Genomic DNA, 25,180 nt, shown 5'->3' with positions numbered 1-25,180 from the left:
TTTGCTAAGCGGGTGCAAATATAAGCGCTTTTTTAATATCTCCAAAGCAATTTTAATAAAATTTGATTTTATATTTTTGTGGAAATATAAAAAGACTATGAATCTTGTTGTAGATGTGGGGAATACGTACGTAAAGTGCGCAATATTTAATTTTGAAAATTTATTACATAAATCGAGTTTTACCTTAGAAAGCTTTCCAGAAGAATACCAAAAACTCAAAACCGCCTACCCAAAATTAGAAAAAGCGATAATCTCTTCAGTAGGGCATTTATCTAAAGTGCAGGTTGATCGTGTCGCAGAAGATTTAGAGCTGTTGGTTTTAAATTCAGATTTAAACTTTCCTTTTATAAACAAATATCAAACCCCTAAAACCTTGGGTGTAGATCGTATGGCTTTGGTGGCTGCAGCGGTAGATCAGTTTCCTAATAAAAATGTGTTGGTTATTGATGCCGGAACCTGTATTACTTACGATTTTGTAACCCAAGACAAACATTATCTCGGAGGCGCCATTTCACCAGGAATTCGGTTGCGTTATAAGGCCTTAAATAATTTAACAGCAAATCTTCCGTTATTAGAAACAAGGCAGCCTGATAAATTAATTGGAGACTCTACAGAATCGGCTATACACTCAGGGGTGATTCACGGCGTAACTAAAGAAATTGACGGTGTATTAGAAGATTATATCTACGAATACAGAGATTTAACAGTTATTTTAACAGGAGGAGATAGCAAATTTTTGTCAAACCAATTAAAAAATACCATATTTGCGAATTCAAATTTTCTACTAGAGGGTTTGAATTACATTCTAGAATATAATTCAAAATAATGATAAAACGATTCATTGTAATCTGTATTACAATTATAAGTTCTGCAGCTTTTGCACAACAAGGAACAGGTTCTCCCTATTCATTTTACGGTATTGGAAGCTTGATGGCTAAAGGTACGGTGGAAAACCGAAGCATGGGAGGTATGGGAGTTTACCTAGACAGTATTCATGTTAATTTAAGAAATCCTGCGGCTTATGCCGGAAATAGTGTGAAATCTATGCCGTTTAATGGTGAAAGCAGGCCGGTAAAGTTTACGGTAGCAGGAACCATGACCAATTCTACTTTAAAAAGCAATACGGCAGAAGATGATGCGAATACCGCAATTTTCGATTATATAGCCATTTCAATGCCAATAGGTAAATTTGGTTTTGGCTTCGGATTAATGCCATTTACTTCTGTAGGTTATAAATTAGATGATTATAATAATGATGAGGTCTTTGTTAATCGTTTTGAAGGGGAAGGTGGTGTTAACAAAGTTTTTGCAGGACTCGGTTACCAAGTCAATGAAAAATTAAGTGTTGGTGTCGATTTTAGTTACAATTTCGGAAACATTCAAAATACAGGTTTAGAGGTGGCTTATGAGCCAGACGGTAGCGTGGTGCAATACCAAACTAGCGAATTTAACCGCTCAGATTTAAGTGGATTAAATCTAAACTTCGGGGTAGCTTATAAAACTTATATTACGGAAGAATTAGAATGGTCGGCTACGGCAACGTATGCGCCAGAGAGTCAATTGACCTCAAGAAATGTACGTTCGTTCTCCACGGTAACTATAGATGGGGAGACTTATGATATTACTGGAGTATCTTCCACTATTGATGCAGATCTTGAAGCTCAAGGTTTAGATAAAACGGAATTAGACTTGCCGTCAACCTTAACCTTTGGTACTGGTATCGGAAATCCGAAGTCTTGGTTTGTAGGGGCAGAATATACGTTTCAAAACACAAGTAAGTTTTCAAACCCGGTGTTCTCTAATCAAAATACATCTTTTGAAGATGCTTCAAAAATCGCCGTTGGTGGATTTTATATCCCAAACTATAATACATTTTCCGGATATTTTAAACGTGTCGTGTATAGAGCAGGTTTTAATATGGCTAAAACAGGTTTAGTCATAAAAGATGAATCCATTAAAGAGTTTGGCATATCTTTTGGTCTAGGTTTACCAGTTGGGAACCGAAACTTGTTTTCTAATGCTAATTTAGGTGTAGAATTTGGGCAACGTGGAACAACGAATCAAAATTTAATCAAAGAGAATTTTGTAAACTTTAATCTAAGCTTATCTTTGAATGCTCGTTGGTTCGAACAGAGAAAATATAATTAACAAATAATATTTACAAATGAAAACGAAAATAACAATACTTTTTCTAGCACTTTTTATGAGTGTTAATCTTGGATTTGCTCAACAAGATGAGGAGTGTATGAATAACCTCTCTATTTTTAATGATTATGCCAAGAATAAAAAATATGACGAAGCCTATGGTCCTTGGAAGATTGTTAGAGAAAAGTGCCCTCAATTTAACCGAGCTATCTATGTACACGGAGAAAAAATTCTAAAGCATAAAATTGAAAATAGTACAGGTGCAGAGCAAATAGCACATATTAACGATTTAATGAGTTTATATGATCAGAGTAGACAGTATTTTGAGTCAAGATATCCTCTAGGAGAAATCCTTGCAGATAAAGCAAACTTAGCTTATAAATACAGGGAGGTACTGAACAAAACAGATCAGGAAGTTTATAACATGTTTGATGAGGCGTACCAAAAAGATGCGGCTAACTTTAAAAGTGCCGTAGGGCTTTATACTTACTTCTCTCTTGCGGTAGATTTATATGATGCAGGTGCAAAAACACAAGATGATGCACAGAAGTTATTTGATAAGTATGATGATGTTAATGAAATTATTGAAGGTTTAATTGCAGGCTACACGAAGAACTTAAATAAGTATGCTGAAAAAGAAGAAGCTGGAGGAACATTAACAAAAATTGAAAAAAGCCGTAAAGGAAGCTACGAATCTAATATCGAGGTTTTTGAAACTAAGATTATTGGGAGTATGGACCAGAAGTTAGGGCAACGTGCTAACTGTGAGGTGTTAGTGCCATTATACGAAAAAGACTTTGAAGCTAATAAAAACAATCCAGAGTGGTTACAACGTGCCATGAACAGAATGTATGCTAAAGAGTGTAAGTCAGATCCTTTATTCTTAAAGTTAGTACAACAAAAAAATAAGATTGAGCCAAGTGCAGATACAGCGTTTTACTTGTATTTATTAACTAATGAGCAAAAGTATTTCGATCAGACTATAGAATTAGAGTCAGACCCATTAAAGAAAGCGAAACTTTATAAGAAGTTAGCACAAGAGTTGAAAGCTAAAGGAAGTTACGGTAAAGCGAGACAATATTACATGGAAGCTTTAAAACTTAATCCATCTGATGGATCACCACACTTATCAATTGCATCAATGTATGCTAAGAGTGCAAATAGCTGTGGAGATACAAACTTTAATAAAAGAGCCGTATTCTGGTTAGCAGCTTTAGAAGCTGAAAAGGCAGGAAGAGTAGATGGTCGTTTAAAATCTATTGCCGCTAAAACAGCAGCTAGTTATAGAGGAAGCGCACCGTCTAAAACGGAAATCTTTAACTGTACTTGTGCAGGTGAAGTCATTAAAATAGGATGTTGGATAGGACGTTCAGTAACCGTACCAAGTAACTAATTGAAAACAATTCATTTACATAGTATTAAATTCATAGTCACAGCAATCGTTGTGACTATGTTTTTTTCTTGTAACAACGACTTTGACAAAGTTCAACAAGTTGGTGTGTTACAAAACCAACCTATTGGTGAGGCTGTAAATATAGATTTGGACTATACCGAATTTGAGGAAGATACGGTACGTTTATTAGCCAATCTATTAAGTCCAAAAATGTTAGATTACTCTAATCGAAGTTTTGCCTTTTCTGAATTTCCAGAAGGCGTAGAGCTCTTTATTTTTGATGATGATGGTAACAAAACCACCATTACCTCCAATTATGCCATTGTTTATTCAGATACAGATCTTATAGACCTACGTGGCGATGTTAAAATTGCAACCCACCAAAAAGATACTTTGTTTACAGAGCAATTGTATTACAATCAAAAGCTAGAGTGGGCCTTTACTAATGAACCTTTTGTGTTTAAAAGTTTAACAAGTCTTACCCATGGAGTGGGCTTTGATTCGGATAAAAACTTAAAAGAAACTCAAGTCTTAGAAATGGGTGGTGATTTTGAAGTAGATAATTAACTATCTTTGTGCTTTAATAATTGAACCTAACCCATGAAAATACAAAAGATTTTTCATTACGCTTATCTTGTTTTTGCTGTGCTTTTCCTTTACGATGCCATCACTAAATGGTCAGAAGAAAGAAGTCGTGCTTACCTATCCCTCGCATTTGTGGCTTTAGCGACTTTTATGTTTTTCTTTAGAAAGCGTTTTAGTAAAAAGTTTGAAGACCGTAATAACAAATAATGTATGACTGCTGATCTAGTCATTATTATATCCACACTTATACTTTCTGCCTTCTTTTCCGGAATGGAAATAGCCTATGTCTCTTCTAATAAAATTCATATTGAATTAGAGAAAAAGCAAGGTGATTTTTTAGGTAATATTCTAGCAAAATTAACAGCTAAACCTTCAAAGTATATTGCGACAATGCTTATTGGTAACAATATCGCTTTAGTTATATATGGGCTTAAAATGGGTGAGGTTTTAGTACGTTGGTTTAACTCCATGCTGCCTTCAGAGAGTCCTATTCTTAGTTATCTCTTTGTAGATCTACAGCTATTGTCTCAAACGGTTATTTCTACCCTAGTGATTTTAGTTACTGCAGAGTTTCTACCTAAAGTCTTCTTTCAAATATATGCCAATACCTTACTTAAAGTATTAGCTGTACCTACTTATGTGTTTTATGTGGTCTTTTCTTGGATTTCAGATTTTATCATCTGGATTTCAGATAACGTCTTAAAATATGTCTTTAAAACTGAAGGGGAAGATGTGGTGTTGGCCATGACTAAAGTAGAGCTTGGAAATTATATCACAGAGCAAATGGAGTCTGTAGAAGATGAAGATAATTTGGATAGTGAAATACAAATCTTTCAAAATGCCTTAGAGTTTTCAGGAGTGAAAGCCCGAGAGGTGATGGTACCTAGAACCGAAATTACAAGTGTTGATATCTCCGATAGTATTGAAAATTTAAGACAGCTCTTTATAGAAACTGGTCGTACTAAAATTATTATTTATAAAGATAATATAGACGATATTAAGGGTTATGTGCATTCCTTTGAGTTGTTTAAAAAACCGAAATCTATAGATGCTATTTTAATGCCTGTAGGTTTTGTTCCTGAAACCATCTTGGTAAAAGATGTGTTGAATATTTTGATTAAAAAACGTCGTAGTATGGCGGTAGTTATTGATGAATACGGCGGAACATCGGGGATTATGACGGTTGAAGATATTATTGAAGAACTTGTTGGTGAAATTGAAGATGAACATGATACCGTAGAAATGGTAGAAGAGCAGCTTAACGACATCACATATAAGTTTTCAGCACGATTAGAAGTGAATTATATCAATGAAACCTATAAACTTAATCTTCCTAAGAGTGAAAACTACGAAACCCTTGGTGGCTTAATCGTTAATGCCACTGAAGGAATTCCAGAAGAGAATGATGATGTATTTATAGAGAATTTTAAATTCACCATTACCGAAGTGTCTTCAACAAAAATAGACGAAGTGATTCTTAAAGTTCTAGAGGTCGATTAACAAACCCTTTACTTCAAATGGTGTATAGGTCGTTTTAAATCCTTTTTATGACCTAGTGTTTTAGAAGATTTTATAAGCATAGTGCCGCTTTAAATGCTAAAGAATTCAAGGCTTAAGAGCCGCTGTTTATTAGCATGTTCCTATAAAATTTCGCCTAAAGATTTTCAACTTTATAAAAACTAAACTTCTCCTTTTATTATTTGATAGAATATGCTATTTTCGCACACTTATTTACACCAAATTAAAGACGATACAAAAAGACTATGGCAGTTTTAAATAAAATTAGACAACGCTCACTGGTATTAATATTGGTAATTGCATTAGCGTTATTTTCATTCGTAATCGGAGATTTATTCAAAAATTCTGATGCCCTAACCGGCGGATCTCAAGATGTTGTTGCAACCATTAACGGTAAAGACATCAATAGACTTGAGTTTCAACAAAAAGTAAAAAACTATCAAGATAGAGCTGGTGGAAGACAAACGTCTACACAGTCTATGAATGCAATCTACAACCAAGAGTTACGCAGAATTGTATTAGAATCTGAATTCGAAGAATTAGGATTGTCTGTAGAAAAAGATGAAATGAGAGACTTATTAAAATTAAGTTTTTCTTCTTATCCAGAGTTTCAAGATGCAAATGGAAACTTCGATGTTAATCGTCTAAATGCATTTATTGCTAACTTAAAAGACTTAGATGGTGAAACAGCACCGTTAGGGAATTTCTTAGTAAATTATGATAGCTGGACAAACAACGAACAGACTATTGCAACAAACGCCATTCAGCAGACTTATTACAACATGATTAAAGCGGGTGTAAATACAACCATTAAAGAAGCTGAAGATGCTTATTTAGCAGATGCTAAAACAGTAGACATTAAATATGTTCAAGTGCCTTACACAAGTATTGATGATAGCGCGGTAGAAGTGTCTACTAGCGAAATCAAATCTTATATGGAAGCGCATAAAGAAACTTACACTACGGATGCGACTACTGAAGTGGTTTATGTAGAGTTTAAAGAAGAAGCTTCTAAAGCTGATGAAGATGCTATTAAAGCGGAATTATTAGCTTTAAAATCGGACAGAGAAGAATACAATGAAAGCAGCAAAAACACAGAGACAATTCCTGGGTTTGATTCTGCAACAGACATCGAAGAATTTGTAAATTCTAATTCTGCAATTAAATACAACGATTCATTTTTAAGAGAAGGTCAGTTACCAACAGTAGCGAAAGATACTTTAATGAACTTAAGTGCTGGTGCGTATTACGGACCATACAAAGACAACGGATTTTATAAATTGTCTAAAGTTGTTGCTACGAAACAATTGCCAGATTCAGTTAAAGTACGTCATATCTTAATCCCTCATGTTGGTGGACAAAGAGCTGATGCTTCTGTAACAAAAACACCTGAGCAAGCTAAGAAAACTGCAGATAGTATCTACGCCGCTATTAAAGGTGGAACGAAGTTTATGGATCTTTTAGATTTATCTTCTGATAAAGTGAGTAACGAGCAAGATGGTGAAATTGAATTTGATTATTTAGCAGGAATGGCTCCAGAATTCAAAGCCTATGCTTTTGATAACAAGGAAGGCGATATCGATGTGGTCCAAACAACATTTGGTTACCATATCATTGAAATTTTAGAACAAAAGAGCTTTCATAAAGCGGTAAAAGTAGCGACAGTTGCAACTAAAATTGAACCTTCAGATGCTACACTTCAAGATGTTTTCAACAAGATGTCTAAATTTGAAATCGCAGCGAAAGATGGTGATTTTACAGCTTTAGCTAAAGAACGTAACTTAACTGTAAAGCCAATTACATTTAATCCTTTAGATGAAACAATTCCTGGTTTAGGAAGTCAGAGAGAAGTAGTACGTTGGTCTTTTGATGAAGATACAGAGGTAGGCGCTTATAAAAATTTCCCAATTACCAACTTCGGATTTATCGTAGCTAAAGTTGTAGAAAAAAGAGAAGCTGGTTTAATGAGTACAGAAGATGCGTCTATTACAGCTATTCCAGAAATCAGAAAAGAGAAGAAAGCAAAACTGATTCGCGAAAAAATTACAGGAACAACAGTTGCTGATGTAGCTAAAAATCAAGGACAGAGCCCTAGAACAGCAGCAGCATTAACTATTAATAATACTACTTTATCTGGGGCAGGAGCTGAGCCTAAAGTTATTGGTGCAGCCTTCGGGTTAGCACAGGGAGAAACCTCGAGCCCAATTGATGGGGATAAAGGTGTTTATGTGGTTGAAGTGACTAAAGTGACTGAAGCTACAGAATTAGATAACTATACAGCGATTATGAACCGATTAAACGCAGAGCGTAGAAGTGCGGTTCAAACTAAAGTGTTTACAGCTTTAGAAGATGCGGCTGAGATTGAAGATAACAGAGCTAAGACGGTTTACTAAATCCAGATTAGACTAGAGTATATTAAAAAAGGCTTCACATTGTTGTGAAGCCTTTTTTTAGGTTTATACGTGTCCTTAGTTATGAAAGCTAAGAATTATGCTTACTATTTATAAGACCATTGCGGAATAAGGAATGATAGTCTGGTAACCTAAGGTTTTAAAATAAGCACTTGGATCGTCTTTAGAACTTACCAAGATAAAATCGCCACCCCAAGCCCCAAGGCTTTTAATAGCGCCTTTAAAATCACTAAACAGACGCTGTTGTATGGGTTGTTGTGCAATTAACTCAGAAATGTGTTGTTCATGAGAATGGATTAAGCGGTCAAATTCTACACGCGAAGTGCATTGTTCCAAATCGGCCGTTATACTATTAATCGCTTGCTTTTTGGCTTCGGTTAATAGTCCAAGTTTACGGTAAGACGCTATTCCATCTCTACTATTTTGCTTTGCATTTAAATACACAAAATACAGCTGATCCTTAAAATTAGGGTCAAAAGCTACTGGGGTTACTTTTGGAGCAGTTTCCTTTTCTATTTGAAAGGTAAGAGCGGTGTCGTGTTGTGCGCAAGCAATATCATAACCGCTACCGCCAAAAGTTAGCGCTAGCAATTTATAAGCATCTACCTTAGCCCAATGGGCCATATTGTTAATTAAGGTTGAAGAGGTTCCTAAACCCCAAGCCCGATTAAAATCTTGATGTGTGGTAATACTATAACCTACATCAGAATTAAAGAAATTAGGATTTAAACCCTGTATGGCTGAAAAGATCTGAATAAGGCGTTGGCTAACCTCGCTTTTAGAGGTTGATTGGACTTGTAGGCCTTTAGAAGTCTTTAAGATTTCAAATTGATCGCTAAACCAAATCTCATTACATTCGTTATAACTCGTCCAGTCTATAACAGAATTATTATGCGTTGTAACGGCTAAGGATTGCCCGTATTTTGTTGGGATAGCCAAAGCTTTCGCCCCATCTAAGACCGCGTATTCAGCAGTAAGTAGTAGTTTTCCGTGACTTCTAAAGGTTTGCGTTTTCTGTGTCAATGGTTCAATTTTTTTGTCCAGTTTGTTACGGTTATCAGGCTTAGGGAAATCTCTTCGCTGTACTAGTTTTAAATTTCGTGGTATAAAAACAGGACTAAATTCGTGTTAATCAATAGATCGTTGTACAATACCCAGTTGCTCTTATCAGAACGTATTTATTTTCGTAAATCCGCTATAGCCTCCACCACGGCACTGTGAGTAACCACGTTGGTTTTAAAATGTTCTACTAACTGCTCCTTTTCTGTAGTGGTAGCTTCAAACTGATTTAAAATATTCATTAAATGCATTTTCATATGGCCTTCTTGAATGCCGGTGGTGGTTAAAGATTTTACCGCCCCAAAATTTTGAGCTAATCCGGCCACAGCTACAATTTTCATTAGGTCTTTAGCGCTAGGATTCTGCAACATTTCCATAGCAAATTTAACCAATGGATGTAAACGTGTTAATCCGCCAACTGTTCCTAGAGCAAGAGGAATTTCAATCCAAAACGTAAAGCGGTCATTTTCTACCGTACAATGTGTTAAGCTTGTGTATGAGCCATCTTTAGCGGCATAGGCATGTACGCCAGCTTCTACTGCTCTAAAATCATTTCCGGTTGCTAATACTACAGCGTCTATACCGTTCATGATGCCTTTGTTATGGGTTACGGCTCTATAGGGTTCTAATTCCGCAATAGTTACTGCTTGTTTAAATTTTTGAGCAAAAGCTTCAGGGTCTCCAATATCCTTACTTTTTAATTCTGAAATAGGACAAGAGACCTCGGCACGCACTACACAATTAGGTACGTAATTAGATAAAATACTCATCACAATAGTGAGGTTTTGCTCTTCTTCAGTAAAAGCCTTATAAAGGAGGGCTTCTCTTTTAAAAGTGTTGGCAAATTGCTCTAGACAAGAGTTGATGAAGTTGGCGCCCATGGCATCTAAAGTCTCAAACTTCGCATGAAGTTGAAAATAGTGCGGCAAGTCATCCGATTTGTCGCGCAATTCAATATCTAAAATACCGCCACCTCTAAGCTCCATATTTTTTGTAATGGCTGCAGTATCTTTAATTAAAATGGGCTTCACTTCCTCAAAAAAGGCCTTAAGTTTAGCAACATCACCATGGTACATAAAATGCACCTGACCAATTTTTTCTGTGGCAATGACTTCAGCTTTAAAACCTCCACGTTCTAACCAAAATTTAGCTGCTTTACTCGCGGCGGCCACAACGGAACTTTCTTCAATAGCCATCGGAACGGCATAAAGGGTATCGTTGATTAAAAAGTTAGGCGCAACACCTAGTGGTAAATAATAATTGGTAATGGTATTTTCAATAAACTCGTCGTGTAGCTTCTGTAGTTTGTCGTCTGTGTTCCAGTAGCTTTCTACAAGTGTTCTTGCCTGGTCTTGTTCTGAAAAATAGGTCTCTAATAGCCAATTAATTTTGTCAGATTTTGAAAGCTTTGAAAAGCCGGAAATGGTGTTGGACATGTGGGTTCTAATTTTAAAAAAAACAAAGATACTAGGATTGCTAGAAAATGCCTGCATAATCGATTGTAAAACCCGATTTACTGTTAATAAAGGCGGTTTTTTGTATAATTTTTAGTAAACTTGGCATTGCTTTGTGACAATCATAAAATTTATAAAAGCAATAGGCCATAAATGGAATCATACAACCTTATGATTCAGAGTTAACAGCGCCTAACGTATACAAGAATATAAACATCAACACATGAAAATTAAACACCTTACCGCTATTGTTGCGTTTTTAATGACCACCCTTGTTTTTTGTCAAGATAAACAAATAACTTTAGAAGAGATCTGGAGCGGACAATTTAGAACTGAAGGCATGCAAGCCTTGCACTCAATGGCGAATGGGAAACAGTATTCAGTGTTAAATTTTAATAGACAAAATAGAACATCTACCATAGATATCTACGATTATGTAACCTTAGAAAAAGTGAAAACCTTAGTGTCTTCAGCCGATATTGCTGAGATTCAAGGTTTTTTTGATTATAAGTTTAATAGCGATGAGTCTAAATTGATATTAACAACACAGTCGCAACCTGTTTTTAGACGTTCTACATTAGGAGAATATTACATTTACGATATTGCCACAAAGAAGGTAACTAAAGTTTCCGATCAGTTGGTACAAGAGCCAACACTTTCTCCAGATGGAACCAAGATTGCTTACGGTTTTGAGAATAACCTTTATGTAAAGGATTTAACAAGCGGAACGGTAGAACAAATTACCACTGATGGTGAAAAAAATAAAATCATCAACGGTATTACAGACTGGGTTTATGAAGAGGAATTTAGTTTTGTAAGAGCCTTTGATTGGAGTGCCGATAGTAAACAAATTGCCTTTATTCGATTTGATGAAACTGATGTTCCAGAATTCTCAATGGATGTTTATGGTTCAGAGCTCTATCCTACACAACACGTTTTTAAATATCCTAAAGCCGGGGAAGCCAATTCTAAAGTGTCCTTACATCTTTACAATGTAACCTCTAAAAAGCTTGAAGAGTTAAAAGTAAATAAAACTTATAAGGATTTCTATATTCCTAGATTAGAGTGGACCAATGAGGCTAACGTTTTAAGCGTTCAGTATATGAATCGTCATCAAAACGAATTAGACTTATGGATGTTTAACACCAAAACTATGGACGCTAAAAAAGTCTTGGCAGAAAAAGATAAGGCTTATATCGATGTGACGTTCAACTTAACCTTCCTAAAAGATAATAGTTTTATTTGGACGAGTGAGTTAGATGGCTTTAACCATATCTATCACTATAATAAAGATGGAAAGCTGATCAATCAAGTGACCACAGGAGATTGGGAGGTTACAGATTATTACGGATTTAATGAAAAGGCCAATACTATTTATTTTCAGTCCACTGAGAATGGATCGATAAATCGAGATGTATATAGTATTAAATTGAATGGGAAAAACAAAAAGCGTTTAACCCAGAAAACGGGGACGAACAGTGCCTCATTTAGTGCGGATTTCACCTATTTTATCAATACTTTTTCTAATGCAAACACGCCACAACAATACACTTTGCATAGGGCAAAAACAGGCGAATTATTAAAAAAGATTATAGATAATAAAGCCTTAGCTGAGCAATTAGAAGACTATATGATTTCTGAAAAGGAATTTAGTACTATTTCAGTTAATGGTAATGCTCTTAATATGTGGACTATTAAACCTAAGGATTTTGATGCCACAAAGCAGTATCCTTTATTTATGTATCAGTACTCAGGACCAGGATCCCAACAAGTGGCCAACCGTTGGAATGGTGCCAATGATTATTGGTATCAAATGCTAGCCCAAGAAGGATATATTGTGGTTTGTATAGATGGAAGAGGAACCGGGTTTAAAGGCGCCGATTTTAAGAAAGTGACGCAAAACGAATTGGGGAAATATGAAGTTGAAGACCAAATTGAAGCTGCAAAACAATTAGGGGAACGCAATTATATAGATGCGTCTCGTATTGGTATTTGGGGATGGAGTTATGGTGGCTTTATGAGTAGTAATGCCTTGTTTAAAGGAAATGATGTGTTTAAAATGGCCATCGCTGTAGCTCCTGTAACAAGCTGGAGATTTTACGATTCTATATACACGGAACGTTATATGACAACGCCTCAAGAAAATGCAAGTGGTTATGATGATAACTCTCCAATTAATCATGTAGATAAATTAAAAGGAGACTTTCTACTGATTCACGGTTCTGGTGATGATAACGTGCATGTTCAAAATACAATGCGCATGGTAGAAGCCCTTATTCAGGCGGATAAACAATTTGAATGGATGATTTACCCTGACAAAAATCACGGGATCTACGGAGGAAACACGAGATTACATTTATATAAGAAGATGACGAATTTTATTCATAGCACTTTAGGAGATTCTTCTAAAGCGTCTAAAAACTAATCCGCTTATCATTAATAAAATAACTAACTAAGATTACTATTTATGTCAACAGCAACTAAAGTCGTGCATCACAAGGAAATTCTGGGGCACCCAATAGGTTTATTTATTCTGTTTTTTACAGAAATGTGGGAGCGCTTCTCCTATTATGGAATGCGTGGAATATTAGTGTTGTATATGGCAACTTCCGCTACAGCTATCGATCCAGGTTTAGGCTGGTCTAATAAAGATGCGATCTGGCTCTACGGTTGGTATACCATGTTGGTGTATGTGGCTTCTATTCCAGGAGGATGGATTGCAGATAAATTTTTAGGACAGAAAAAAACCGTAATGTTTGGTGGTCTATTACTCTGTATTGGGCATGGTGTTTTAGCCATACCTCAAAGTTGGGCCTTTTTTACAGGTTTAGCCTTAATTATTTTAGGGGTTGGGGGATTAAAACCTAACATTTCTACCATGGTTGGTGGTCTGTATAAAGAAGGGGATATAAGACGAGATAGTGGTTTTACTATTTTCTATATCGGTATTAATGTTGGCGCCTTTTTAGCTAGTATTACCGTGGGCTTAGTGGCTTACTACTACGGTTGGCACTATGGATTTGGTTTAGCAGGTATAGGAATGTTATTAGGGCAGATTGTATTTATATGGGGACAACGCTTCTTAAAAGGTGTTGGTGAGTTTACCGGTGGAAGTGAAGCTACAGAAGAAGAACGTCTAGCAGCAAAACGTCCGTTAACTAAGATTGAAAAAGATAGAGTGGTGGTTTTATTAATCTCTTTCTTAATTGTGGTGGTCTTTTGGGGTGCCTTTGAGCAAGCTGGAGGTTTAATGAACCTTTATACAGATGCAAAGGTTGATAGACATATTGGATTAAGCTGGTTAGAAGAAATTCCGGCAGCAGTATTCCAATCTTTAAACGCGGGTTACATCATTATCTTTGGTACTATTATCGGTAGTTTCTGGATCTGGTGGAAAAAGAGTGGTAGAGAATCTTCTTCATTATTTAAAATGGCGATAGGAACAATTATCATGGGACTTGGTTATGTGTTTATGATGTTTGCTTCTCAAGAAGCAAGTTCTGAAACGTTTGGAAAAGCAGCGATGTTTTGGATTTTCTTAGCGTATTTATTTCACACTATAGGCGAGCTATGTACTTCACCTGTATCCTTATCATTTATTACCAAATTGGCACCTTTAAAATACGCTTCTATAATGATGGGCGTTTATTTTGCGGCAACAGGTTTTGGAAATAAATTGGCCGGAACTATTGGGGAATCTTCTCAGTTAGAATCTTTCAATGGAGAAATGGTGGTAAGCAAACAAGAGGTTTTACCTTTTATTTCAAAAGAAACCTTTAAAATTAAGGATGCTAATAATAAGGTTGTAGATACAACGGCTTACCCAATTGATGAGGATAAAAATTTCAGTATAAAATCTACAGTATATCCTGAAAATGGAACGGTTGTATTTAAAGATTTTGAAACAGGTAAGAATTTAAATCGTTTATTTGAATTAGCTCAGGGAGGCGATTCAAAATCACACCAACTGTTAGAAGTCTTAAAAGAAAATAACGTTACAGAAGCCAATCCTTATCATGCACGTTTGGTTTTTGAAAAGGATAAAGATAAAGCTCAAATTATCGAGAATAAAGGTGATGGAAAAGATTACGGGGTGTCTTTTGTTTTAGAGGAAGAACAAAGTGAGCAAGAGTATGCAACCTTTATGTGGTTAACTATTTTTACCGTAGCCTTTGGATTACTATTGTTATTATTCTTGAAGAAATTGAAGAAGTTAACACATGGTGCTGAAGATAATGAGCATGAAATTTTAGAACAAGAACCATACGAATTAGCAAATACAGAACTAAATAACTAAATATATTTTTAAATACTTCATTACTAAGGCCCTTACGTTGTATAGCTACTACGTAAGGGTTTTAGTCTACTAACTAAATTAATTATTTTATGAATACAGACATAGAAAACCTGTTTAAAGACAAGGTCCTAGGGCATCCTGCGGGGCTTTTTGTTCTATTTTTTACTGAAATGTGGGAGCGTTTTTCATTTTATGGAATGCGTGTATTATTAGTTAATTTCTTAACCATGGCCGCTATTGGGTATAACCCGGGTTGGGAATGGACAGTAGAGAATGCTGGGGCTCTCTTTGGGACCTACGCCATGCTACTTTACATTACACCAATTATTGGGGGATGGCTTGCCGATAAATACACCGGTTATCGTAATGCCGTAATTATTGGGTCTTTAATTATGACGGCTGGGCATGCTTCCATGGCTATTGAAACAGAGTTTTCATTGTACTTTGGTTTATTCCTTTTAGTTATTGGTACCGGCTTCTTTAAGCCTACCATGACGTCTATCATTTCGGATATGTATAAGAAAAATCCTGAGAAGAAAGATGGAGCCTACACCATTTATTATATGGGGGTAAACGCCGGCGCCTTCTTCGGAATGATGTTATGTGGGTATTTAGCTGAAAAAGTAGGTTGGGCCTACGGATTTGGTTTAGCAGGTGTTTTTATGCTGCTTGGTACTATTCAGTTTTGGTTATCTGGACCGTTATTTGGAAAGATTGGTGCTAAACCCGCAAAAGCTACTGAGGTTGATACGGTAGAAGCGTCGACTTCTGAAGCGCCTAAAGTGGCTGTTGAAGATGAGGAAGAACGTCCAAATCCATTTACAACGTTAGATAAAGTTTTAATCATTATATCTTCTGTGATCGGATTGGGTTACGCGATTAACGATCCAATGTCTAAAATTGCAGGGATTGACATGTTCTCTTTCTTTCAAATTGATGATTTTGAAGGACAGTATACCGCAGTATTATTTGCATTAGTTTTATTCTTAATTCTTGTTATTGGTCGTATTTTACGATATACTGCCGTGGTGAGAGATCGTATGATTGCCTTTATCATCTTTGCCTTTTTTACGGTGTTCTTTTGGATGTCTTTTGAGCAAGGAGCTTCGTCTTTAGTGATTTTCGCTAGGGATAATGTAGATCGAATGTTAAGTGGAAGTGCGGCAACAATTTTTAACGTTATTAACACCTTACTAACAGTGATTCCTTTAATTATCATTTCTTATGTTTTGGTGATTTTATGGAAGAAAACATTTACAAAGATTCCAGGGTCTAATATTGTATTGGTTATTTGTTTCTTGTTCATGTGGGGTATTGTAGGTTGGATGTTAAATAGAGATTTTAATACCGTAGCTTACGATGTCACATATTCTGCCATTAAAACAGCAGATGTTGATGCTTCTGGAAAACAAAAAGTAGACGCAGATGGTAAATTGCAATTTCTATATATTCCGGTTTCAGAAAATACAAAGGCCGATGCAAACCATGAAATCGTAACACGTACAACATCTATTGCAGAGCCGTTAACGTTTAATGTTGGTGATAAACTTCATATTGCACCAAAAAATAATGATGGTACAGAGTTCGGATTTTTAGATGACGAACGCTTAGAAGCCACTAAAGAACAGGCGGTAATTTTAAATCGTGATAATGGGGTGGTAGCAGCAACTGTAACCCATGTTAGAGATAAGGAAGTCGAAATTACGGTATCGTGGTTTAGTATCTTAAACTCATTCTTTATTATTGTTTTTGCCTCTTTCTTTTCTAAATGGTGGGAGAGTAAATACAATCCAAGTGCGGCTACTAAATACGCTTTAGGTTTAAGTATTATGGGGCTCGGATTTGGTTTACTTGCCTTTGGTGCCGCTGGTATTGTAGATGGTGTAAAGGTGAGTATGATTTGGCTAATATTAGCCTATCTATTCCATACCCTTGGAGAGTTATGTCTGTCTCCGGTTGGACTGTCTTATGTAAGTAAGTTGGTTCCTGGGCGTATGATTGCTCTAATGTTTGGTATGTGGTACCTCGCTATTGCTATTGGTAATAAATTAGCAGCCGTGTTAGGAGGACAGATTGAGAATATTACTAAAGAATACAGTTTATCTACATTCTTCTTAATATTTACGATTGTTCCTGTTATTGCGGGCTTATTAATCTTCTTTTTAAACCCTGTTTTAAAGAAATTAATGCACGGTGTACGTTAACATAAACCGTTAAAAATCTATTAAATGCTCCACTTTAGGAGCATTTTTTGTAAGTTCGGATCAAATTTTGCAACACATATAACATGATAAAAAATATATCCTTAACACTCCTTGCTGTTTTTACATTATCGTTTACAGCAATCGCACAAGAAATCGATTGGGTCACTTTAGATGAAGCTTTAGAGCTTCAAAAAGAACAACCCAAAAAAATTATTATGGACGTCTATACCAATTGGTGTGGTCCTTGTAAAATGCTAGATAAAAATACCTTTCAAAATCCAGATGTGGCAGCTTATATTAACGAACATTATTATGCTGTAAAGTTTAATGCTGAAGGGAATTCTAAGTTAACCTATAAAGGTCAGGTTTTCGAAAACCCAAGTTACGACCCACAAAAAGCAAACCGACGTAATAGTGCTCACGAATTTTCTCGTTTTTTACAAATTCAAGCCTATCCTACAATGGTGTTTTTTGATGAAGAAGGTGGATTTATTTCTCCGATTTCGGGGTATTTAAAGCCACAACAATTAGAATTGTATTTAAAGCTATTTAAGAGCGATAAGCATAAGGAAATGACCTCTCAAGAACAGTTTAATGCCTATTATAAGGCTTTTGAACCTAAGTTTAAGGAATAATAGCAGCGCTATTTATAATAAAGGCTCCCTTTTCATTGGTATAATGGAAAGGGATTTTTTTATGCCTACACGTAAGTTTCCATCGTTCTACATAAGTCTTGTAGTTGCTAGCGTCTGCTATAATTAGTTTAGGATTTAATTGGTCTATAAGTCGGTTTAAGTTCAGTCGTGGCGAATCTCGTAACACAATATAATCAGGCGCGAATGAGAGCTTGTTATAAACTCCTAGACTGTCAATAACAAGTAAGGTTTTATCATTGTATTGATAAACGGGTTGAAGCTTATGAAAGGTGACGTCTTTAATACCTTCACCTACTTTATAATTTCGAATTGTTGTATGATTGCGCTGTTGGTCGGGTTCTAAATTATGATAGACCGCCAAGGTCTGATCCTTATGGTTGCCAATCACCGTATGCCGACTTTGATTAAAAATGATAAAGGATTCAGTAGGGGATTGTAGGGTTTGATAAAGCGCCTTTGATTGCCCACCAATAACGAGAATCAAACTAAGGACTACCCATTTGTAACGATAGGTTCTTAGGGCTTGAGTTATGCTAACCAATAAAGCGTAACACCACACCAATTGGAATAAAGAAAATGAAATATCTTTCAGTAGAAAACTTTCAAATTGCGCAACCCATGCGATAAATGAATTTAAACTATCAATGACGAAACTGTAAGTGATGACTATTTCTTCAATTAAAAGATTTATAAGGGCTAAGGCAATAATGAATATACCTAAACCAAGTATTAGGCCTAAAAATGGAATTACTACTAGGTTAGAAATAAAGAACAAGCCTGGAAATTGATGAAAATAAAACAAACTAATTGGTAAAACACCGAGTTGAGCAGCTATAGTAACGGTTATAATTTCCCATAATTTACGAGGAATATAGAATTTTGGAATCCAAAGGGCATAGAGTTTAGGTTGTAGGGTAACAATCCCTAATACGGCCAAATAACTCATTTGAAAACCTACAGCAAATAGAAAATTCGGTTGAAAGAGAAGGGTAAAAAATGCCGAAGTCACAAGGGTATTGTAAATATTGGTGCGGCGTTTAAGATGCATGGCGATGCTAATTACACTAAACATGGTGACAGCACGTGTTACGGAGGGGCTTAAGCCCGCAATAATGGCGAAGGACCACAGGATTAGAATTAACAGAAAAGGTCTTATAAAATGGCCGTATTTAAGAAAGAGTAAGGGGCTAAATAAAAAATTAAGAAGGTAAAGTAGAATCCCTATATGTAAGCCTGATACCGCTAGGATATGGATGGTTCCAGAATTGACATAACTATTGTAAAGTGTTTTATCAATATTCTGACGTTGCCCTAATAGCAGAGCATTCATAATACTTAAAACATCATCCTTAAAACCTGCCGTGACAAGTTTAGAATTTATGTGCACTCTCAAGGCATCCGCATAACCATATAAGGTGCGTTTGCTGTTATAAAGTGGTAAAAGTTCAGATGTTTGTACATAGATTTGATGATGTACATGTTGAAAAGCTAAATATTTACCGTAATCAAATTGATAGGGATTCTTAGGGCTTGCTGTGTTTTGCAATCTTGCTTGGGTTGCAAATACGTCATCAACGTTTATGGGTTTTATAAGGGTGTCTCGACGTATGTTGAGAAGAAGTTGGCCTGTAACCTTATGCGTGTTTACGGATTTTAAGCTTACAATATATTTGTCGTTATAGCGGTCAGGTTTTAAACGGGCTTTAATTTGAAAAATCAGCGTTTCTGGGGAGTCCGATAGTTCTAAATGACTATAGTGTGAAGGATGACGTTTTTCATCTTGAATGTGATAGCTTGTCATTCCTAAACTCAACATACAGCAATAGCTAAGGATCCCAAAGGTTATGGGGCTATAAATAAGCTTTGAAATGAGAAAGTTGTAAACCAAAAGGCTAAGGGTTAAGCCTATAGATATGTAAATAATAAGGTTCGTATCTAACGTGAAATAATGCGCTACTAGAATTCCAGTAACTAAACAGAGTGTTAGTTTTATGACAATAAAATTTAGTAACTTCATATTTCTAAGTTACTAAAAATCTTTAAGTTATAATGTTTTTGCAGTTTTTGTTATCGGAGTTTGTGCTGAAATAAGTGTTAAAGAGATCCTATAAAACTCGGCGGGCTTGTACAAAAGCAAAGTACCAATACCTATCGGCTAATGAAGAAATCATCACCCCTCTACTGGTAGAAGCGTGTATAAATTCTACATTTCCAGTTCTTACATTCGTCACTATACCAACGTGGTTAACCTTTCGGCTGTTTTTACTGGTCGCAAAAAATACCAAATCACCTACATTGACCTCTTTAACATCAACCCAGTCCCCATAACTTTTCAGCCCAGAAGTGGTTCTTGGGAGACTAATATCATGTTTTTTGTAGCTGGTGTAAATTAACCCCGAGCAATCCATACCTTTTTTTGTTGTTCCTCCATATTTGTAACGCGTACCTTCAAAAGATTGGGCATATTTTACAATGCTTTTAGCTTCAGCAGTAGGTTTAGCAGTGGTGTTAACATTAACACTAGGGGTGTTTCTCGAGTGTTTTGAGTTGGTTTTTTTAGACTTGCAACTGCTTGCAAATAATAGAAGTACAAAAAATGGTATTAAGGTTCTCATAGAAAAGATTGGGATCGTTAAGATTTTATAGAAGAAACAATAAGTTCGGCAGCTTTAGCACTAGCGCCTTGTCCTCCTAATATTTGTTCTAGCTCATAATAATCTAAAAACATCTGGTCGCGTTTTTCAGAATCTAAAATAGCTAATAATTCTTTTTTCAAGCGTTTTTTATTTAAATCGCCTTGAATTAATTCAGTCACAACTTCGCGGTCCATAATAAGATTGACCAAGGAAATGTATTTTAAAGTAATAATCCGCTTCGCAATCTGATAAGAAATAGCATTGGCTTTATAACAAACCACCTGAGGAACTTTAAATAAGGCCGTTTCTAAAGTGGCCGTCCCAGAAGTGACTAAGGCCGCATAAGAAATACTTAAGAGGTCGTAGGTTTTATTAGGGATGAATTTAATGTTCTCTGATTTGATAAAGGGTTTATAGAAGTCGTAGTCCTGACTTGGTGCCCCAGCAATAACAAACTGATAGGTTTTAAAGTCCTCCACTAAACTGAGCATTACCCCTAACATCTTAGTGATTTCTTGTTTACGGCTTCCGGGTAATAAGGCAATGATAGGAAGTTCGCTAAGTTTATTTTCTTTTCTAAACACGGCTTCATTAACTTGAGGCCGATCTGCAATGGCATCAATTAGTGGGTGGCCTACAAAGTTGACGTCATAATTGTAGGTGCTGTAGAAATCCTTTTCAAAAGGAAGAATACAGTACATAGCATCAACATCGCGTTTAATGTTTTCAACTCTACTAGCTCTAGAAGCCCAAACTTGAGGCGAGATGTAATAGTGTGTTTTGAAATTCTGGGTTTTCGCCCATTTTGCAATTCTGAGGTTAAAACCAGAATTATCTATAAAGATGATGACATCAGGGTTGAAAGCTTCTATATCGCTTTTGCAAAACGTAATGAGTCCTAGGATTTTTCTGAGGTTAAAAATAACTTCAGCAAATCCCATAAATTGGCGTTCCTTATAGTGTTTTACTAAGGTGCCACCAACATTTTGCATAAGGTCACCTCCCCAAAATCTTATATCGGCTTGCGGGTCTTTTTTTAGCAAGGCTTTCATAAGATTAGAGCCGTGTAAGTCGCCAGAGGCTTCACCAACGATAATATAGTATTTCATACTAATTTAGAAATTTAATAGCCATCGTAATAATTAACATTAAAATTGTAGAGATTAAAACCCCTTTGGCCCTTTGGTCTTTATTCTTCTTTAAAAATAGAAAAAAGACGCCTAAATTTAATGCGGCACCGATACTCATCAGTTTTGTAAAAAAACCTTGATTAATAGAGCGTTCAACCACAAGCCCCCAATCACTTGAATTTCCAAAGATCTGAATCCCGAAAATAAATCCAAATACTGAGGCTACAACGCCAATTAAAAATCCAATTAATATTTCTTTTTTCATATATCTTTTACTTGAGCTTTTTTATTTGTTTAAGGACCATGAATTTAAATGCTGAATGGCGTGATGTGCCGTCAAATCAAACTGAACCGGTACAACAGAAACATAGCCATTTTCAAGAGCCCATTCATCGGTGTCTTCTCCCTTGTCCATATTAACAAATTTACCAGTAAGCCAATAATATTCACGTCCCATCGGGTTGGTGCGCTTGTCAAATTCTTCTTTCCAATTGGCACGGGCTTGTCGGCATACTTTAATACCCTTTATAGCCTCGCTGCTCAATTTAGGTAAATTCACATTTAAAACCACACCCTCAGGTAAGCCGTGTTGTAAGACTTGTTCGGTGATGCTTTTTACGAAAGATTTGCTAGGTTCAAAATCGGCATCCCAATTGTAGTCTAATAACGAAAAGCCAATGGCAGGGATCCCCTCAATACCGGCTTCTACAGCAGCACTCATTGTTCCAGAATAAATGACGTTGATAGAGGAGTTAGAGCCATGGTTAATCCCTGAAACACAAATATCCGGACGTCGGTCTAAAATTTCATTAACCGCTAATTTTACACAGTCTACCGGCGTTCCTGAGCAACTGTATTCAGGTTGAGCTCCATCAATAGTTACTTTTTCCATGTGTAAGGTAGAATTGATGGTAATGGCATGTCCGGTGGCACTTTGCGGACTGTCTGGTGCTACCACAACAACATCACCGAGTTCTTTCATAACAGAAATTAAAGTTCGTACACCAGGCGCTGTAATACCATCATCATTGGTAACTAAAATTAAAGGGCGTTTAGACATCTCTAGACTAATTTTAAATGAATTGTAAAAGTAATAAAAAAGGCGGCCTTTCGTAGCGAATAGGTCGGCTTGTTTAGTTCTAGATAATGCGTGTGTAATCTTACGGAGTTGTGTAAGGCTTTAGGTTTAAGATTGAAAAATTGAAAGCTGCAGATTTTAGCCTTGTAAATTCAATTTCACTGTTAAGTAAAACCTAAAAAAAAGCAATTACAATGCTAATTATGAAATACAAGCGCTATAATATTAGCTTTAACAAAAAAATAGGGTCTCGATTTTTTATGGCATGGTTTTTTCAGCTATTTTAGTGAAAAATTGTTAGCCTACTTCATTCTGTAAAGACATTTTAAGTCGTATTCAAGACCTGTTCTTCGTATATATAAAATAAGAAATGGGAGTTAGGCAAACCCAATTTACCTTTAATAGACCATAAACAAAGCAAAAAGAAAAATGAAAGGGAAATATAAATTTTTATTGCTGGCATTGCTTATCGCCGTAGCCTCATGCAGTTTTACAAGTAAGAAATTTGAAGATCCAGATAAGGATCGATTATTAATTCAATTAATCACTTACCTACTCGATCAAGGGCATTTTGAGCCAAAAGAGATTAATGATAAGTTTTCATCTGAAGTGTTTGATGATTATTTAAATAACCTCGATCCGTTTAAGCGTTATTTTTATGAGTCTGATATAAAAGAATTTGAAGCCTATAGAAATCAAATTGATGATCAGATCAAAGCCTATGATGTTTCGTTTTTTAACCTAACACACGAGCGTTTACTACAACGTATTGCGGAATCTAAGGAAATTTATAAAGGTCTTTTAGAGAAGCCTTTTGATTTTTCTAAGAACGAAACCTACAACGCTGATTACAAAAAACTCACTTATGTCACGAGTAAGCGTGAAATGAAAGAGCGTTGGAGAAAGCAATTGAAATTTTCAACCATTGCGAATTACGATGATGCATTGGCGCAACAAAATTTAGATGCAGATGCTGATGAAAATGAAAGTACGGTAACGAAAAAGTCTGTAAAAGAACTTGAAGCAGAAGCCAGATTGTCTACTAAAAAATCATTAGACGAGTTGTATGATTATATTGATGATAGACGTCGTAATGATTGGTTTGCAGTTTATATCAATGCCATAGTAGAAGAATTTGATCCGCATACTTTTTATTTTGCACCTGAAGATAAAGAGCGTTTTGATAGAGATATCTCTGGAAAATTTGAAGGTATTGGCGCACGTTTACAAAAGAAGGTTGATGGTATTATGGTGAATGAGATTATTAGCGGTGGACCAGCTTGGAGAGCGGACGAATTAGAAGTTGGTGATCAGATCTTAAAAGTGAAGCAAGAAGATGAAAAAGAAGCGGTCAATGTGGTTGGCATGCGTTTAGATGATGCTATTAAGTTTATAAAAGGACCTAAAGGTACTGTTGTGACGTTAACTTTAAAAAAGGTAGATGGAACGGTAAAGGATATTGATATTAAAAGAGATGTAGTTGAGTTAGAAGAGACTTACGCAAAGTCTTCAATTGTTGAAAAAGAAGGGAAAACCTTCGGAATTATCAACTTGCCAAAGTTCTATATTAGTTTTGAAGATTATAATGAGCGTAATGCCGCTTCAGATATTAAACAAGAAATTATTCGTCTAAAGAAAGAAGGTGTTGAGGGGCTTGTTATGGATTTAAGAAATAACGGTGGTGGATCACTACAAACCGTTGTGGATATTGCAGGTTTATTTATTGAAGAAGGCCCTGTAGTTCAGGTAAAAACAACAGGAGAGGCTAAAGAAGTTTTAAAAGATAAGGACAAGTCAATTCTTTGGGATGGTCCTTTAGTGATATTAGTGAATGAATTGTCGGCTTCAGCATCTGAAATTTTAGCTGCAGCCATGCAAGATTATAAAAGAGGTATTGTAATTGGAAGCAAGCAAACCTACGGTAAGGGAACTGTCCAAACTGTTATGGATCTTAACCGTATGGTGAAAAACAATACTGCTGGAGATATGGGAGCTTTAAAGTTTACCACTCAAAAGTTTTATAGAATTAATGGCGGCTCTACCCAATTGGAAGGTGTGAAGAGTGATGTTGTGGTGCCAGACCGTTATAGCTATATTGATATCGGAGAAAAAGATCAGGAAAACCCTTTACCATGGGATAAGATTGATGCTGCCGATTATGAGGTGTGGACTGATTATTTTGATTACGACACGACCGTAGCAAAGAGTAAAGCAAGAATGGCAAGTAATGAACAATTAAAACTTATTGATGCGAATGCACAGTGGGTAAAGAAAATTAGAGACCGTGAGGCTTATTCTTTAAATTACGAAACCTATAAAAAGGAAATGGAAATTAATGAGGAAGAGGCGAAACGTTTTTCTAAACTTTCGGAATACCAAACCGATTTAACCTTTACGTCATTACCGTACGAATTGAAATTGATGGATAATGATTCTGTACTTATGGAAAAACGTAACAGATGGCATAAAAGTTTATCTAAAGATGTTTATGTTGAAGAGGCAATTAACGTGCTTAGCGATATAAAAGCAGTTCATGGTCTTGAAGGAAGTATGGCAAACTCAGTAAAGAATTAAAGAATTGTAAAAAGGAGTAACTTTTGCCTATACCGCAAGT

General features: G+C 35.9%; 19 protein-coding genes. 12 read left to right on the top strand and 7 right to left on the bottom strand.

Annotated elements, in window-relative coordinates:
• Positions 1-97 precede the first annotated feature (97 nt).
• From DFQ08_RS14305 to DFQ08_RS14275, 7 genes are all read left to right on the top strand, one after another.
• Positions 98-826, top strand: coding sequence for a type III pantothenate kinase (locus DFQ08_RS14305; RefSeq protein ID WP_114310721.1), 729 nt, complete (start codon positions 98-100; stop codon positions 824-826).
• Complete coding sequence (locus DFQ08_RS14300) at positions 826-2,148, top strand: outer membrane protein transport protein (protein ID WP_114310720.1); 1,323 nt, start codon at positions 826-828, stop codon at positions 2,146-2,148. The genes DFQ08_RS14305 and DFQ08_RS14300 overlap by 1 nt, the downstream gene beginning before the upstream one ends.
• A 16-nt stretch (positions 2,149-2,164) precedes the next feature.
• Complete coding sequence (locus DFQ08_RS14295) at positions 2,165-3,538, top strand: hypothetical protein (protein WP_114310719.1); 1,374 nt, start codon at positions 2,165-2,167, stop codon at positions 3,536-3,538.
• A complete protein-coding gene (gene lptC, locus DFQ08_RS14290) occupies positions 3,539-4,105 on the top strand; it encodes an LPS export ABC transporter periplasmic protein LptC (protein WP_114310718.1) in 567 nt (188 codons plus the stop codon).
• Positions 4,106-4,138: 33 nt separating this feature from the next.
• Positions 4,139-4,330 carry a hypothetical protein gene (locus DFQ08_RS14285; protein WP_114310717.1) on the top strand — a complete coding sequence of 64 codons (192 nt, stop codon included), beginning with the start codon at positions 4,139-4,141 and terminating at the stop codon, positions 4,328-4,330.
• Positions 4,331-4,333: 3 nt separating this feature from the next.
• Positions 4,334-5,623 (top strand): hemolysin family protein, encoded by a 1,290-nt coding sequence (locus DFQ08_RS14280; RefSeq protein WP_114310716.1) that lies wholly within the window; start codon positions 4,334-4,336, stop codon positions 5,621-5,623.
• A gap of 263 nt (positions 5,624-5,886) precedes the next feature.
• The gene (locus DFQ08_RS14275) at positions 5,887-8,034 is read left to right on the top strand and encodes a SurA N-terminal domain-containing protein (protein WP_114310715.1); all 2,148 of its coding nucleotides are present in this window, start codon (positions 5,887-5,889) and stop codon (positions 8,032-8,034) included.
• 108 nt (positions 8,035-8,142) lie between these two features.
• Here the strand turns inward: DFQ08_RS14275 and DFQ08_RS14270 are convergent, their stop codons facing one another.
• Positions 8,143-9,075, bottom strand: a complete 933-nt coding sequence (locus tag DFQ08_RS14270) for a GYDIA family GHMP kinase (RefSeq protein ID WP_114310714.1) — start codon at positions 9,073-9,075, stop codon at positions 8,143-8,145.
• 155 nt (positions 9,076-9,230) lie between these two features.
• Positions 9,231-10,604, bottom strand: coding sequence for a hydroxymethylglutaryl-CoA reductase, degradative (locus tag DFQ08_RS14265; RefSeq protein ID WP_262508901.1), 1,374 nt, complete (start codon positions 10,602-10,604; stop codon positions 9,231-9,233).
• A gap of 184 nt (positions 10,605-10,788) precedes the next feature.
• On the opposite strand from DFQ08_RS14265, the gene DFQ08_RS14260 reads away from it, so the two are divergent.
• The 4 genes from DFQ08_RS14260 to DFQ08_RS14245 all read left to right on the top strand — a co-directional run bounded on the left by DFQ08_RS14260 (position 10,789) and on the right by DFQ08_RS14245 (position 17,701).
• A complete protein-coding gene (locus DFQ08_RS14260) occupies positions 10,789-12,990 on the top strand; it encodes a S9 family peptidase (RefSeq protein WP_114310713.1) in 2,202 nt (733 codons plus the stop codon).
• Positions 12,991-13,032: 42 nt separating this feature from the next.
• Complete coding sequence (locus DFQ08_RS14255; protein ID WP_114310712.1) at positions 13,033-14,862, top strand: peptide MFS transporter; 1,830 nt, start codon at positions 13,033-13,035, stop codon at positions 14,860-14,862.
• 89 nt (positions 14,863-14,951) lie between these two features.
• The gene (locus DFQ08_RS14250) at positions 14,952-17,066 is read left to right on the top strand and encodes a peptide MFS transporter (RefSeq protein WP_114310711.1); all 2,115 of its coding nucleotides are present in this window, start codon (positions 14,952-14,954) and stop codon (positions 17,064-17,066) included.
• 83 nt (positions 17,067-17,149) lie between these two features.
• Positions 17,150-17,701 carry a thioredoxin family protein gene (locus DFQ08_RS14245; protein WP_114310710.1) on the top strand — a complete coding sequence of 184 codons (552 nt, stop codon included), beginning with the start codon at positions 17,150-17,152 and terminating at the stop codon, positions 17,699-17,701.
• On the opposite strand, the gene DFQ08_RS14240 is transcribed toward DFQ08_RS14245, so the two are convergent.
• The 5 genes from DFQ08_RS14240 to surE all read right to left on the bottom strand — a co-directional run bounded on the left by DFQ08_RS14240 (position 17,691) and on the right by surE (position 22,548).
• A complete protein-coding gene (locus tag DFQ08_RS14240) occupies positions 17,691-19,739 on the bottom strand; it encodes a ComEC/Rec2 family competence protein (protein WP_114310709.1) in 2,049 nt (682 codons plus the stop codon). The genes DFQ08_RS14245 and DFQ08_RS14240 overlap by 11 nt on opposite strands.
• 88 nt (positions 19,740-19,827) lie before the next feature.
• On the bottom strand, positions 19,828-20,337 hold the full coding sequence (locus DFQ08_RS14235; protein WP_114310708.1) for a C40 family peptidase: 510 nt from the start codon (positions 20,335-20,337) through the stop codon (positions 19,828-19,830).
• Between the two features lie 17 nt (positions 20,338-20,354).
• Positions 20,355-21,467, bottom strand: a complete 1,113-nt coding sequence (lpxB, locus tag DFQ08_RS14230) for a lipid-A-disaccharide synthase (RefSeq protein ID WP_114310707.1) — start codon at positions 21,465-21,467, stop codon at positions 20,355-20,357.
• A 1-nt stretch (position 21,468) separates the two neighbouring features.
• Positions 21,469-21,753, bottom strand: coding sequence for a hypothetical protein (locus DFQ08_RS14225; RefSeq protein ID WP_114310706.1), 285 nt, complete (start codon positions 21,751-21,753; stop codon positions 21,469-21,471).
• A 21-nt stretch (positions 21,754-21,774) separates the two neighbouring features.
• Positions 21,775-22,548, bottom strand: a complete 774-nt coding sequence (gene surE / locus DFQ08_RS14220; protein WP_114310705.1) for a 5'/3'-nucleotidase SurE — start codon at positions 22,546-22,548, stop codon at positions 21,775-21,777.
• A gap of 447 nt (positions 22,549-22,995) precedes the next feature.
• Between surE and DFQ08_RS14215 the strand changes: the two genes are divergently transcribed.
• Positions 22,996-25,140, top strand: coding sequence for a carboxy terminal-processing peptidase (locus DFQ08_RS14215; RefSeq protein ID WP_114310704.1), 2,145 nt, complete (start codon positions 22,996-22,998; stop codon positions 25,138-25,140).
• Positions 25,141-25,180: the final 40 nt, after the last annotated feature.

It is taken from the genome of Winogradskyella arenosi (assembly GCF_003337305.1).
GTDB classification, from domain to species: Bacteria; Bacteroidota; Bacteroidia; order Flavobacteriales; family Flavobacteriaceae; genus Winogradskyella; species Winogradskyella arenosi.
Note: the sequence above shows the minus strand (reverse complement) of the source record. Positions and strands in the feature narration are given on the sequence as shown.

Excerpts from the sequence above, each read along its gene's own strand:
- DFQ08_RS14215 (WP_114310704.1), top strand. The coding sequence starts at position 22,996 with ATGAAAGGGAAATATAAATTTTTATTGCTGGCATTGCTTATCGCCGTA.
- DFQ08_RS14250 (WP_114310711.1), top strand. The coding sequence starts at position 14,952 with ATGAATACAGACATAGAAAACCTGTTTAAAGACAAGGTCCTAGGGCAT.
- DFQ08_RS14275 (WP_114310715.1), top strand. The coding sequence starts at position 5,887 with ATGGCAGTTTTAAATAAAATTAGACAACGCTCACTGGTATTAATATTG.
- lpxB (WP_114310707.1), bottom strand. The coding sequence starts at position 21,467 with ATGAAATACTATATTATCGTTGGTGAAGCCTCTGGCGACTTACACGGC.
- DFQ08_RS14295 (WP_114310719.1), top strand. The coding sequence starts at position 2,165 with ATGAAAACGAAAATAACAATACTTTTTCTAGCACTTTTTATGAGTGTT.
- DFQ08_RS14300 (WP_114310720.1), top strand. The coding sequence starts at position 826 with ATGATAAAACGATTCATTGTAATCTGTATTACAATTATAAGTTCTGCA.
- DFQ08_RS14245 (WP_114310710.1), top strand. The coding sequence starts at position 17,150 with ATGATAAAAAATATATCCTTAACACTCCTTGCTGTTTTTACATTATCG.
- DFQ08_RS14225 (WP_114310706.1), bottom strand. The coding sequence starts at position 21,753 with ATGAAAAAAGAAATATTAATTGGATTTTTAATTGGCGTTGTAGCCTCA.
- DFQ08_RS14285 (WP_114310717.1), top strand. The coding sequence starts at position 4,139 with ATGAAAATACAAAAGATTTTTCATTACGCTTATCTTGTTTTTGCTGTG.
- DFQ08_RS14260 (WP_114310713.1), top strand. The coding sequence starts at position 10,789 with ATGAAAATTAAACACCTTACCGCTATTGTTGCGTTTTTAATGACCACC.
- DFQ08_RS14240 (WP_114310709.1), bottom strand. The coding sequence starts at position 19,739 with ATGAAGTTACTAAATTTTATTGTCATAAAACTAACACTCTGTTTAGTT.
- DFQ08_RS14255 (WP_114310712.1), top strand. The coding sequence starts at position 13,033 with ATGTCAACAGCAACTAAAGTCGTGCATCACAAGGAAATTCTGGGGCAC.
- DFQ08_RS14265 (WP_262508901.1), bottom strand. The coding sequence starts at position 10,604 with ATGCAGGCATTTTCTAGCAATCCTAGTATCTTTGTTTTTTTTAAAATT.
- surE (WP_114310705.1), bottom strand. The coding sequence starts at position 22,548 with ATGTCTAAACGCCCTTTAATTTTAGTTACCAATGATGATGGTATTACA.
- DFQ08_RS14305 (WP_114310721.1), top strand. The coding sequence starts at position 98 with ATGAATCTTGTTGTAGATGTGGGGAATACGTACGTAAAGTGCGCAATA.
- DFQ08_RS14235 (WP_114310708.1), bottom strand. The coding sequence starts at position 20,337 with ATGAGAACCTTAATACCATTTTTTGTACTTCTATTATTTGCAAGCAGT.
- DFQ08_RS14280 (WP_114310716.1), top strand. The coding sequence starts at position 4,334 with ATGACTGCTGATCTAGTCATTATTATATCCACACTTATACTTTCTGCC.